This is a genomic window from Microbacterium sp. (genome assembly GCF_036566905.1).
GTDB lineage: Bacteria > Actinomycetota > Actinomycetes > Actinomycetales > Microbacteriaceae > Microbacterium.
Genome location: NZ_DATCVK010000240.1, coordinates 1 through 11525, shown reverse-complemented (window position 1 = coordinate 11525; position 11525 = coordinate 1). Strand labels below are relative to the sequence as shown.

The following is an 11525-nucleotide window of genomic DNA, read 5'->3' as shown; positions in this document are numbered from 1 at the left end:
CCGCAGGACTCACCGCGGCGGCCGCGGTCATCGCCGAGATCGCCGACCGGCTGCCGACGCTGATCGCACGGATGCCGCCTCCGCGCGCCGCCGATCCGCGCGCTGACAGGGTGCCCTGAGCCCGACACAGCGGCGTACCGGGCGGTTAGCATGACAGAGTGCAGCCGATCTTCGATTTTCTCGGCGACTTCTGGTGGCTGGTCTTTCCCTTGATGGGCGTTGCCGGCATGGTCGGCAACGCCTGGGAGCGTGGTGCCCGCCGGCGGCACCAGCGCCGCATCGAAGTCATGCACGCGAAGGCCGAGCTCAAGGCCGCACAGGCAGCGGCGCGCGGCAAGGCCGTGGCCGCGGCATCCCTCCCGCCGATCACCGGCCAGACGGCGGTGCCCGAGCCCACAGCGGCTCCGCGCGAGACGCAGGTCACCCAGCTCGAACGCCTGTTCGCGACCCACGACGCCGTCACCGCACGCTGGCTCGAGTACGAGCTCGACGTCGCGAAGATCATCGCCTTCCCGGCGATGAGCGACGGCCGCCAGCCCCTCACCGCAGCGTTCCTCCGCGCCAAGCGCATCGCCGACGGCCTGCGCCCGGCGTCACCGAAGGCGCGCCTGTCGAGGGAGCAGCTGGCCGAGTACCGCAACGCGGTCGCGGACTTCGAGGTCGCCTTCGACGTCGCCGAGCGTGATGCCCGGCGCCTGCGCGACTCGAGCTTCACCGAGGTGGAGCGCAAACGGCTCGACACCGCGAAGAAGCTCCTCACCGTCGCGATCGACGAGGCGGCCACGCCGGCGGAGCGCCAGCTCGCGTACCGGCGCGTGCGCGAGGAACTCGACGGTCTCATCTCGATATCGGACGAGGCGATCGAGGTTCTCGAGAACAAGGTGATGCTCGAGCTCGGACCGACGACCTCCACGACGACGGACGTTCCCTCCGTCGCCACGCCGACGGCGGGACCGGCATCCGCGCCCGCAGCATCGCCGGCATCCGCGCCCGCAGCATCGCCGGAGCCGGTCGCCGAGCCGCTGCCCGCACCGAAGCGCCCGAGCACGACCCCGCCGGCGGCCGCCCAGTGGCCCGTGCCGTCACGCGGCAGCGGTGACGCGCCCGGCCGGGTGACGCACCCCAAACCCCACCGCTGACGGCCCGATCGCCGCGGCCGCGCCCGCTGTCAGGCGCTGACTTCGGGGTGCGCGTCGATCCAGGCGTCGATGCGGGCGAACCAGTCGAACAGCCACGCGGCGCGGGCATCGAGGTCTTCGGGCACGTCCGCACGGGGGACGCGCCAGGCGCGCATGGTGATGCCCTTGTCCATCGGCAGCTCGCGCCAGATATCGCGGAGCGTCACGAGGCGGTCGAGGCCGGTGTGCGCGATGAACACCACGTCGGCGTCGGGCGCGGCATCCAGCGCGGCGTGCATACCGCCCGGCTGCGGCGCCATGACGTGCCGCAGCGCCTCGGCCCGCTCGGCCATCGCCTCGCGCCCGGCGTCGCGCAGTCGCTGGATCCGAGAGCGGCGACGAGCGGGGCTGACGTTGCCGCCCTCCGGGAAGATGACGAACGCGTCGTCGGGGCCGAGTCCCGTGGCGAGCTCGCCCAGCGCTTCCTCCACCCGCAGGCCACCCCCCGCGTGCCCGTGCCCGAAGCCCGACGGCACGATGAACCGCGACGGCACGCGGTGCAGCAGGATGTCGATCGCGGGATCCCACTGCAGCGTGTACTTCAGCACGATGCGCGGCCGGCGGGCGACCTCGTTCAGCAGCGTATGGATCAGGATGAACGAGTCGCCCGGTCCGCCGTGACGGCTCGCGACGATCAGCGGCGTGCCGGAAGTGAAGAGCCGGTCGAACGCGGCCCGATCCGCCGCGGCCTCGCCTTCATCGGAGCCGCTCGTGGTGATCGTGAGCCGCAGCACGCCGCCGAAGATCCAGAACAGCACACGCAGGCCCCAGCCGCCGAGGCGATAGTGGGCGGTCACGAAGCCCGGGCGCCGGAGCGCGTATCCGAAGCCCGAGCCGATCCACAGCCCGAACATCGCGACGACGAGCATGGCGTCCCAGAGCAGATAGACGGTCACGAGCCAGAGCAGGCGGGGCAGCCGGAACCGTCCGGGCACCAGCGACGTCAGCGCGAGCGCGACGATCAGCCACACCGGCGTGAGCACCAGCATGACGACCGCCGCGACGATCATGAGCGGCGCCAAGAGGATGCGGCGCACCCAGGTGGGCGGCACGCCCATCAGTCCTCACCCTCGCCGCGGGCGGCGTCCTCGTCCCGCGAAGCCTGGTCGCCGGCGGCGTCCTCGTCCCGCGCAGTCCCGTCGCGCGCAGCCTCGTCGCCGCCGGCCGGCGGCCGGTCGCCGAGGCCCCGCTCCGCGAGGAACGACAGGCTGGCGTCGTAGGCGGCGTCGATGCGCCGGTGCACGGTGTCCATGCGGCGGTACGACATCAGCGCATCGTCGCCGTCGAGCCCACCGCCGCTGGGCAGCACGTGGAGGGCGACGCCCTCGGGCAGCGTCGCGACGTCGCGCGCGTACCGGTGGCGACGGGCGATCTCGAAGGCCACCCGCGCGGTGTCCACCGCCGACTTGGGTGCGACGAGCGGCGTCTCGATGCGGCCGACCTGCAGCACGAAGACGGTGCGGGCTCCGGCATCCACCGCCTGAGCGATGGGGATCGAGTTCACGATGCCGCCGTCGATGAAATGCTCGTCGCCGATGCGCGTCGGGGGCAGGAGGCCCGGCACAGACGCCGACGCGAGGATCGCCTCGATCAGGGAGCCCGACTCGAACACGTGCTCGGCGGCGCGCTCGATGCTCGCGGCGACCACCCGCAGCCGCACCGGCAGGTCTTCGAAGCGGGTGTCGGCGCCGAGCGACCGCTCGAGCAGATGCCGCAACGGCGCCGGAGAGTTCAGGTGCGTCCTGGTCTTCACGAGCCGGGTGAACTGCGCGAACAGCGAGTCGCCGTAGACGGCGTTCGCCGCCGGCGAGGTCCACGCGTCGAGCAGGCGATCGATCACGGCGGGCGTCGGGTCGCTTGCCACGAGCGCGCCGTTGATGGCGCCGATCGAGGTGCCCACGACGAGATCGGGACGGATGCCGGACTCGAGGAGCGCCCGCAGCATGCCGATCTCGACGGCGCCGCGGACGCCCCCGCCGCCGAGAACGAACGCCACCGTCATGCCCACACCCTATTTCGGGTGCGGGGCCGCGGCAGGGATTCGGGTCAGCGGGTGAGGCCGTCGACCCAGTCCCGGTTGTCGGCGATCCACTCATCCACGACGGGGCCGTAGTCGTCGCCGTCGTACGCGCCGAACATGGCGTCCTCGAGCGAGTACAGCAGCTCGTTATCCATCCGGAAGTCCTCGAGCCAGCGCGACACCTCGGGCTGCTCCTCGGCGAACGCGGTCGAGGTGACCGTGTGGATGCCCTCGGCGTCGCCGAGCAGGCCGTCGGGGTCTTCGAGGTCCTTGATCGGGAACGCGTTGTAGGCCCAGTGCGGGCGCCACAAGGTGACGGCGACGTCGCGTCCGGCATCCGTCGCCGCCTGCAGCTCGGTGAGCATCGCGGGGGTCGACGCGGTCACGAAGTCCATGCCCTCCAGGCCGTACCCGGGGATCACGTCGTCCTGTGTCACGGTGACGAGGCCCGAGCCCGCCTCGATGCCGACCAGCCGGTTGCCGAACAGGTCGGCGTTGGCGGCGAGCTCGGTCAGCGAGTCGATGGGGGCGTCCTCGTTCACCGCGATGGTGAGCTTCGCCTCGTCGTTCCAGGCGCCCAGGTCGACGAGGTCGTCGCCGTAGGTGTCCATGTAGTCGGCGTGCGTGAGCGGCAGCCACGTGTCGAGCGTCAGGTCGTAGTCGCCCTGCGCGATGCCCGTGTAGGCGGCCGCCGGGTCGGCGTACGCGAGGTCGACGGTGTACCCCTCCTCCTCGAGCACGGCCTTCCACAGCTCGGACGCGGCGATGCCCTCGTCCCAGCCGTTGAAGACGGCGATGGTCAGATGCCCCTTGCCGGCGTCGCCCGCGCCGGTCTGCGCGAGGGCGCCGGTGACGAGCAGTCCGGCGGTGCCCGCCAGAGCGATGCCGGCGGCGATGATGCGTCGCGTGGTCATGTCAGTCCTCTCGGGTCGGGTCAGACGTGGGCGGGCTCGGGTCGCGCGGACGGCGCGTCGTCAGGGACGGATGTCGTGGCCGCCGTTGCCGGGCCCGGTGTCGCCGGGACCCCGGCGTCGACGGATCCCCGGCGTGCGGCATCCGTCTCCCCGTCCTGCGTGCCCACCGCGCCGGCCCGGCGAACCGTCCGGGAACGCGGCGTGGAGAAGCCGGACGTGACGCGGTCGAGGATCATCGCGAGGATCACGACCGACAGGCCGGCCTCGACCCCGAGGCCGATGTCGATGCGGCTGAGGCTCTGCACCACTTGGCCGCCCAGGCCGCCCGCGCCCACCATGCCGGCGATGACGACCATCGACAGGCTCAGCATGATGACCTGGTTGACGCCCGCCATGATGCTCGGCAGGGCGAGCGGCAGCTGGATCTGACGCAGGATGCGCCCGGGCGATGCGCCGAACGCGTGACCGGCCTCGACGATCTCGGGGTCGACGCCGCGGATGCCGAGCTCGGTCAGACGCACGCCGGGTGCCAGGGCGAACACGATGGTCGCGACCATGCCGGGCACGGGGCCGACGCCGAAGATCAGCATCGCCGGGATGAGGTAGACGAACGCGGGCATCGTCTGAAGGAAGTCGAGGACGGGGCGCAGGGCCGACGACACGCGGTCGTTGCGCGCCGCCCAGATGCCGAGCGGCACGGCGATGGCGATCGCCACCGCGGCGGCGAGGATCACCAGGGCGAGCGAGTCCATCGCATTCGCCCACTGCCCGACCGCGACGATCACGAGCAGTCCGATGGCGCTGCCGATGGCGAGCAGCATGCCCCTCGACCAGTACGCGAACGCGGCGATCACGAGGATCACGACCCAGAACGGCGGCGTAGACAGGGACGCGTCGAGCCAGCCGTAGAGGCCGTTGAAGACGAGGGCGACGACGTCGAAGAAGCCGCCGAGCACGTCGATCATCCAGCGGACGGCGGTCTCGACCACATCGCCCAGCGGAAGGCGGAAGACATCGTTCATCGTGCTGCTCCCTCGGTCGTGGTGCGGGCGTCGCCGGTCGCTGCGCGGCCTCCGGCTGTGGGGCGGCCCAACGGTGCGGGGCGGCCTCCGGGTCCGGCGAGCGCCGTGGGCGCGGCCGATCGGGACGCCAGTGCCGCGGCCGCGGGCTGCTCGACCGCCGCGAGCGTCTGCGTGATCTCGCTCGCCGGCACCGTGGCGGGCAGGTCGATGACCGGGTTCTCACGGGTGACCGGCGGCACGTTGCCGAGGGCTGCGAGCAGGGTGACGCGGGGGATGGCGCCCACGAGGCGGCCGGCGTCGTCGACGACGGCGACCGGCACCGGGCGCTCCACGGCGCGTTCGACCACATCCGTCAGCGGGTCGTCGACGTGCACCGCCGCGTGCGCGGTGTGCACGATCGCGCGAAGGTCGGTGCGACCGTCCTTGACGGCCCGGATGACCGCGCGGTCGGTCACCGTGCCGAGGAACCTGCGGTTCTCGATGACCGACACCGATCCGACCTGCAGGTCGCGCATCACCCGCAGCGCTCCGCGCACGCCGGCGCTCACCGGCGTGGTCGCGGCGGGCGGCGCCATCACGGACCCGGCGGTGAGCACACGGGCGCGGTCGACATCCTGCACGAACTGCGCGACGTAGTCGTTCGCCGGGTCGGTGAGGATCTCCTCGGGCGTCCCGTTCTGCACGATGCGGCCGTCGCGCATCACCGCGATGCGGTCGCCGAGGAACATCGCCTCGTTGAGATCGTGCGTGATGAACACGATGGTGCGGCCGAGCTCGCGCTGCAGCTCGATGAGCTGCTCCTGCATCTCACGCCGGATGAGCGGGTCGAGCGCCGAGAACGCCTCGTCCATGAGCAGGATGTCGGTGCCCGCGGTGAGCGCCCGGGCCAGGCCCACGCGCTGACGCATGCCCCCCGAGAGCTCATCGGGCATCGCGTCGGCGCGATCGCCGAGCCCGACCTTGCCGAGGATCTCGCGCGCCCGCTCGCGTCGCTCGTCGCGCCCGACGCCCTGGATCTCGAGTGCGTAGGCGGCGTTGTCGAGCACCGTCAGGTGAGGCAGCAGCGCGAAGTGCTGGAAGACCATCGAGACCGAGCGCTGACGGATGCCGCGCAGGGCCTTGGCCGAGCCCTTCGTGACGCTCTGCCCCTGCACGAGCACGTCGCCCGCCGTGGGCGGGAGCAGTCCGTTGAGCATGCGCAGCACGGTGGACTTGCCGGAGCCGGACAGCCCCATGATGACGAAGATCTCCCCCGGCTGGACCGTGAAGCTCGCGTCGATCACGGCGGCCGAGCCGGCGTCCGCGACCTCGGCGCGCGTCGCGCCGGCGCGGAGACGGCGGACGGCGTCCTTGGGGTTTCGTCCGAAGACTTTGAAGAGGCCCTTCGCCTCGATGGCAGGAAGCGTCACTGTGTGCACCTCGGCAGCTTCCGTGCAGAAGCTGCAGCGGTTGCGCCCGGGTGGCGGCCGGGAACGCAGCGGATGTCGGATCCGCGCTTCGGCCGCCGACCATACGCTCACCGGTCTGGCGCCCCGTGAGGACGTCACCCGTGACCGCGGACTGGTCGGGAACAGCCCCATGAGGGGCCTGATCCACCGTTTCACGACCGCCCGCGAACGGGCAAATTGGACAGCCATCGGCGCTCTAGGTAGGTCGCGCACGCGTGATATCACGGCCTCGGCGGTGGCGGGCCGCCCCCCGACCGCCGGCGATGATCCGCGCAGCGCTTGACAAGTGTCGCGCTTCAGTGGTTAGTTACTCAAGTAAGTAACCAACCTACTCAGGAGTGACGTGATCGAAGAAGGCCGGGCCCTGTTCCTGCAGATCGCGGAGAGGGTCGAGGACTCGATCATCGACGGATCCCTCGCCGAGGAGGCCCAGGCCCCGTCGACGAACGAGCTCGCCGCCTTCTACCGGATCAACCCCGCCACCGCCGCGAAGGGAATCGCCATGCTGACCGACAAGGGCGTGCTGTACAAGCGCCGCGGCATCGGGATGTTCGTGGCGCCGGGCGCGCGCGACCTGCTGCTCGCCGAGCGGCGGAACGCCTTCGCCGACCGCTTCGTCGATCCGCTGCTGGCCGAGGCCCGCAAGCTCGGGCTCGGGCCCGACGACCTCGCACTGCTCATCCGCGACCGCGCCTCGGGACGCGGCGCGACCACCACAGAAGGGAATCCGCGATGACGACCGGGACGCACGTCATCGAGGTGAAGAATCTCACCAAGAGATACCGCGACACCGTCGCGGTGGACGACGTGAGCTTCACCATCGAGAAGAACACGATCTACGGCCTGCTCGGCCGCAACGGAGCCGGCAAGACGACCGTCATGTCGATCCTCACCGCGCAGAACTTCGCCACCAGCGGCGAGGTGCGCATCTTCGGCGAGCAGCCGTACGAGAACGCGCGCATCCTCAGCCGGATGTGCTTCGTGCGCGAGAGCCAGAAATACCCGGACGACGCGCTTGCGAAGCACGCCTTCGGCACCGCACGCCTGTTCTTCCCGAACTGGGACGAAGAGCTCGCCCAGCGATTGATCGAGGACTTCCAGGTGCCGCCGAAGACGCGGATCAAGAAGATGTCCCGCGGGCAGATCTCCGCTGTCGGCGTGATCATCGGTCTCGCCGCCCGCGCGGAGATCACGTTCTTCGACGAGCCGTATCTGGGCCTCGACGCGGTCGCTCGCCAGATCTTCTACGACCGGCTGCTGGAGGACTACACCGAGCACCCCCGCACGGTGATCCTCTCGAGCCACCTGATCGACGAGGTGTCCAACCTCATCGAGCGCGTGCTCGTGATCGACCGCGGCCGCATCCTGATGGACGAGGAGACGGATGCCGTGCGCGAGCGTGCCGCCAACATCGTCGGCGACACGGCCGCCGTCGACGCGTTCGTCGCCGGGCGCGAGGTCATCCACCGCGAATCCCTCGGTCACGTGGCCTCGGCCACCGTGCTCGGCCCGCTCACCGCGGACGACCACGCCAGGCTCGTCGCTGCGGGCCTCGACATGGCGCCGGTCTCGCTGCAGCAGCTGATCGTGCGGACCACCCAGCGAGCGGCCGCGGAAGCCGCCGCCGCCGATGAAGGAGCTCTGCGATGAACCGCACCGTCAGTGTCGTGCGCATGCAGCTGATCAACAAGCAGACGTTCGTCTGGGTCCCGCTGATCGTGCTCGGCGCCTCGTTCGCGATGTCGATCGCGATCTACGCGATCCTCTACAGCTCGGGCATTCCCGGGCCGTTCTACGGCGGCGGCTCGCAGGCGCCGCTGTGGGTGCTGCTGTTCGTGGGGATCTCGTCGCTGACGCTGACGTTCCCGTTCTCACAGGCGATGAGCGTGACCCGCAGGGAGTTCTTCCTCGGCACGATGCTCGCCGCGTCGATGTGCGCGGTGCTGCTGGCCGCCGTCTTCGCCGTCGGCGGCATGATCGAGGAGGCGACCGGCGGCTGGGGCGTCAACGGGTACTTCTTCGCCCTGGACTGGGTGGTGGCGGACGGCCCCCTCGTGGCGGCGTTCTTCTACTTCGTCCTGGCGCTGCTCATCTTCATGCTCGGCTTCTGGTCCGCCACCGTCTACAAGCGTTTCGGCGCGGCGGTGCTGTCGATCATCTGGGCGGGCGTCGGCCTGATCCTCGTGGTCGCCGTCTGGGCGATCACCCGCTTCGAGATGTGGACCGACGTGATCTCGACGATCGTCGTGCAGGGGCCGGCCGGGTTCGCCACCTGGGGCCTTCTGGCCACCGTGCTGCTCGGCGGGATCTCGTATCTGACGCTGCGGCGCACCGTGCCCTGATCGGCGGAGACGCCGAAGTACGGATGCCGTCGCTCCGGCGCCGTGCGCGGTTCAGCGGCTGTCAGCGGCCTCGGTGTGGTGACGGATGACCTCGGCGACGATGAAGTTGAACCACTTCTCGGCGAAGGCGGGGTCGAGGTCGGCCTGCTCGGCCAGGCTGCGGAGTCGCGCGACCTGCTGCTCCTCGCGGGCCGGGTCGGACGCGGGCATGCCGTGGTCGGCCTTCAGATGACCGACCTGCTTCGTCGCCTTGAAACGCTCGGCGAGCAGATACACCAGCGCGGCGTCGATGTTGTCGATGCTGCTGCGCAGCCGCGTCAGCGTCGTCGTGGGATCTTCGGTCATGGCGGTCCTCCTCGCCTCGACGATACCCGAGCGGTACGGCCCGGCACGCCGCCCGGTGGGCATCGCACGATGCGGGTGAAATCGCGACTCCTGCGTGTCTGGGCGGTCGCCCGGCTCTAGAGTGTGACCCATGACCGACCCCTCGCCCTCACCCCGTGCCGGCGGCACCGACGACAGCATGCCACTCGCCGCCGACCCTGCAGCCGGCACGGACGCTGCCGCGGTCGTCGTGAGTGATCATCCCGCAACGTTCACCCTCGCCGACAACCAGCAAGGTCGGCCCTTCTGGGCGAGACTCGACAACCCTTTCGCCGCAGGGCTGCTGCTGACACTCGGCGGATTGGTCGCGCTCCTTCTCGGCATCGCCCTCACCAATATCTCGACCATCCTCGTCTACATCGGACTGGCGATGTTCGCCGCCCTGGGCCTGGATCCGGTGGTCAAGTGGCTGGGCAGGCACGGGGTCAAGCGCGGATGGGCGATCGCCATCATCTTCCTGACCGGCGCCATCCTCGGCATCGGTCTCATGCTGCTCGTCGTGCCGACCCTCGTCGCCCAGATCGGCCAGTTCGTCACCGGCATCCCCGACACCATCGACAACTTCCAGAAGTCCGACTTCTTCAAGTGGCTCGAGGGGATCTTCGGCACCGGGCTGAACTCGCTGGTGACCGACGCTGAGAAGTGGGTCACCGACCCGGCGAACATCGCGGCGATCTCCGGCGGTCTGCTGAAGGTCGGCGCCGGCATCGCCACGGCGATCTCCGGTGGCCTGATCATCGTCGTCCTGACCCTGTACTTCGTCGCCTCGCTGCCTGGCATCAAGGACTCGCTGATGCAGTTCGCGCCGGCACGCCGGCGCCCGGGCGTGCGGGCCATGACCGACCAGATCACCGACTCCGTCGGCGGATACCTCATGGGAATGGTCATCCTGGCGTTCTTCAACTCCGTGGTCGCGACCCTCCTCCACCTGGTGCTGGGGCTGCCGTATCCGCTGCTGATGGGCGTGCTCGCCTTCTCGATCACGATCATCCCGCTGATCGGACCCGTGCTGTACTGGATCGTCGCGACCGTCATCGCCCTGTTCACGAGCCCGCTCGCGGCGCTGATCTTCGCCATCTGCTACTTGATCTACATCCAGATCGAGGCCTACGTGCTCACCCCGAAGGTCATGAACAAGGCCATCGAGATCCCCGGCTCGCTCGTGGTGATCGGCGCGCTCATCGGTGGCACTCTGCTCGGCTTCATCGGGGCGCTCGTCGCGATCCCGGTGACGGCCTCGATCCTGCTGATCATCAAACAGGTCTTCTTCAAGAAGCAGGACGCGAAGGTCTGACACCGGTGGCTGGGCGGACCGCCTGGCGAGGGTGCGCCTTGTCCGGGTGACAAGGCGCGCCCATACTGTGCGCATGGCGATCCGCGACGCCGGCGTCGTCGACTGGACGGGCCGGTTCGAGCAGCTCGTCGCCCACGAGGCCGCCCTCACCGGCGACGAGCTCGACGAACTGGGGCAGGCCGCCTGGTTCGTGGGGCGCGACGACGTCTCGGTGCGCGCGTGGGAGCGGGCGCAGCTGCGCTACCTCGACCAGGGTGACCTCGAGTCGGCGGTGCGCTGCGTGTTCTGGCTGGGCTTCACGCTGAGCGAGCACGGCGACGCCGTGCGCGGCGGGGCGTGGATGGGCCGCCTCATGGAGTTGTGCGGTCGCGCCGACGCGACTGTCGCCACCGACGCGCTCCGAGCCTTGTGCGCGGCGGCCGGAGCATACGCACGGGGCGAGGCCGAGGCATCCGTCCCGCTCTTTCGCGCGGCCATGCAGACTGCGGATGCCGCCTCCGACGCCGACGCCCTGACGCTCGCGACGATGGGTCTGGGCCGCGCACTGCTCGCGCTGGGGCGGATCGAAGAGGCATTCGCGGAGCTGGACCGGGTCATGCTGCTCATCGCGGACGGGAGGGTGAGTGATCGGGCGGCGGGGCCGGCGTACTGCGCCGTGATCGCCAGCCTTCTCGGCCGCGGCGACGTCGAACGGGCGCGGGTGTGGACACGCGAGCTCGGCGACTGGTGCGACGCCCAGCACGGCCTCGCGCCGTTCCGCGGCGAGTGCACGCTCCACCGAGCGAGCGTGCTGCAGCTGGGTGGCGAATGGCAGGCGGCGACGGCCGCGACCGAGCTGGTCTGCGCGACCGAGAAGCGCACCGAGACTCTCGCGAACGCGTGGTACCGCGCCGCAGACCTCCACCGCGTGGCGGGACGCGCGG

At 70.4% G+C, this 11525-nt stretch carries 12 protein-coding genes; 6 read left to right on the top strand and 6 right to left on the bottom strand.

What is annotated here, in order from left to right; all coding sequences use genetic code 11:
• Positions 1 to 158: 158 nt before the first annotated feature.
• Complete coding sequence (locus VIP82_RS22160; RefSeq protein WP_331912661.1) at positions 159 to 1139, top strand: hypothetical protein; 981 nt, start codon at positions 159 to 161, stop codon at positions 1137 to 1139.
• A gap of 29 nt (positions 1140 to 1168) precedes the next feature.
• Here the strand turns inward: VIP82_RS22160 and VIP82_RS22155 are convergent, their stop codons facing one another.
• From VIP82_RS22155 to VIP82_RS22135, 5 genes are read right to left on the bottom strand one after another with little or no spacing between them, the layout of a single operon-like run.
• Positions 1169 to 2236 (bottom strand): 1-acyl-sn-glycerol-3-phosphate acyltransferase, encoded by a 1068-nt coding sequence (locus VIP82_RS22155; protein WP_331912659.1) that lies wholly within the window; start codon positions 2234 to 2236, stop codon positions 1169 to 1171.
• On the bottom strand, positions 2236 to 3180 hold the full coding sequence (locus VIP82_RS22150; RefSeq protein ID WP_331912657.1) for a patatin-like phospholipase family protein: 945 nt from the start codon (positions 3178 to 3180) through the stop codon (positions 2236 to 2238). The genes VIP82_RS22155 and VIP82_RS22150 overlap by 1 nt, the downstream gene beginning before the upstream one ends.
• Before the next feature lie 44 nt (positions 3181 to 3224).
• The gene (locus VIP82_RS22145) at positions 3225 to 4112 is read right to left on the bottom strand and encodes a glycine betaine ABC transporter substrate-binding protein (RefSeq protein WP_331912655.1); all 888 of its coding nucleotides are present in this window, start codon (positions 4110 to 4112) and stop codon (positions 3225 to 3227) included.
• Between the two features lie 20 nt (positions 4113 to 4132).
• Positions 4133 to 5134: an ABC transporter permease gene (locus tag VIP82_RS22140; protein WP_331912653.1), complete on the bottom strand. Its 1002-nt coding sequence runs from the start codon at positions 5132 to 5134 to the stop codon at positions 4133 to 4135.
• The gene (locus VIP82_RS22135; RefSeq protein WP_331912651.1) at positions 5131 to 6543 is read right to left on the bottom strand and encodes a quaternary amine ABC transporter ATP-binding protein; all 1413 of its coding nucleotides are present in this window, start codon (positions 6541 to 6543) and stop codon (positions 5131 to 5133) included. The genes VIP82_RS22140 and VIP82_RS22135 overlap by 4 nt, the downstream gene beginning before the upstream one ends.
• A gap of 382 nt (positions 6544 to 6925) precedes the next feature.
• Here VIP82_RS22135 and VIP82_RS22130 point away from each other — a divergent pair, with 382 nt between their 5' ends.
• Genes VIP82_RS22130 through VIP82_RS22120 form a run of 3 tightly spaced genes read left to right on the top strand, consistent with a single transcriptional unit; the run spans position 6926 to position 8924 of the window.
• The gene (locus VIP82_RS22130) at positions 6926 to 7318 is read left to right on the top strand and encodes a GntR family transcriptional regulator (protein WP_331912649.1); all 393 of its coding nucleotides are present in this window, start codon (positions 6926 to 6928) and stop codon (positions 7316 to 7318) included.
• Positions 7315 to 8232: an ABC transporter ATP-binding protein gene (locus VIP82_RS22125; protein ID WP_331912647.1), complete on the top strand. Its 918-nt coding sequence runs from the start codon at positions 7315 to 7317 to the stop codon at positions 8230 to 8232. The genes VIP82_RS22130 and VIP82_RS22125 overlap by 4 nt, the downstream gene beginning before the upstream one ends.
• Positions 8229 to 8924: a hypothetical protein gene (locus VIP82_RS22120; protein WP_331912645.1), complete on the top strand. Its 696-nt coding sequence runs from the start codon at positions 8229 to 8231 to the stop codon at positions 8922 to 8924. The genes VIP82_RS22125 and VIP82_RS22120 overlap by 4 nt, the downstream gene beginning before the upstream one ends.
• Positions 8925 to 8975: 51 nt before the next feature.
• On the opposite strand, the gene VIP82_RS22115 is transcribed toward VIP82_RS22120, so the two are convergent.
• Positions 8976 to 9269: a chorismate mutase gene (locus VIP82_RS22115; RefSeq protein WP_331912643.1), complete on the bottom strand. Its 294-nt coding sequence runs from the start codon at positions 9267 to 9269 to the stop codon at positions 8976 to 8978.
• A gap of 130 nt (positions 9270 to 9399) precedes the next feature.
• Between VIP82_RS22115 and VIP82_RS22110 the strand changes: the two genes are divergently transcribed.
• Both VIP82_RS22110 and VIP82_RS22105 read left to right on the top strand, forming a co-directional pair.
• Entirely contained in the window at positions 9400 to 10602 is a 1203-nt protein-coding gene (locus VIP82_RS22110) for an AI-2E family transporter (protein ID WP_331912641.1), read from the top strand.
• 73 nt (positions 10603 to 10675) lie between these two features.
• A partial coding sequence (locus VIP82_RS22105) for a hypothetical protein (RefSeq protein ID WP_331912639.1) occupies positions 10676 to 11525 on the top strand: 850 nt, incomplete at its 3' end.

Bases quoted from the DNA above. Each gene is read 5' to 3' on its own strand.
- VIP82_RS22155 (WP_331912659.1), bottom strand. From the start codon at position 2,236: ATGGGCGTGCCGCCCACCTGGGTGCGCCGCATCCTCTTGGCGCCGCTC.
- VIP82_RS22150 (WP_331912657.1), bottom strand. From the start codon at position 3,180: ATGACGGTGGCGTTCGTTCTCGGCGGCGGGGGCGTCCGCGGCGCCGTC.
- VIP82_RS22145 (WP_331912655.1), bottom strand. From the start codon at position 4,112: ATGACCACGCGACGCATCATCGCCGCCGGCATCGCTCTGGCGGGCACC.
- VIP82_RS22140 (WP_331912653.1), bottom strand. From the start codon at position 5,134: ATGAACGATGTCTTCCGCCTTCCGCTGGGCGATGTGGTCGAGACCGCC.
- VIP82_RS22125 (WP_331912647.1), top strand. From the start codon at position 7,315: ATGACGACCGGGACGCACGTCATCGAGGTGAAGAATCTCACCAAGAGA.
- VIP82_RS22120 (WP_331912645.1), top strand. From the start codon at position 8,229: ATGAACCGCACCGTCAGTGTCGTGCGCATGCAGCTGATCAACAAGCAG.
- VIP82_RS22115 (WP_331912643.1), bottom strand. From the start codon at position 9,269: ATGACCGAAGATCCCACGACGACGCTGACGCGGCTGCGCAGCAGCATC.
- VIP82_RS22110 (WP_331912641.1), top strand. From the start codon at position 9,400: ATGACCGACCCCTCGCCCTCACCCCGTGCCGGCGGCACCGACGACAGC.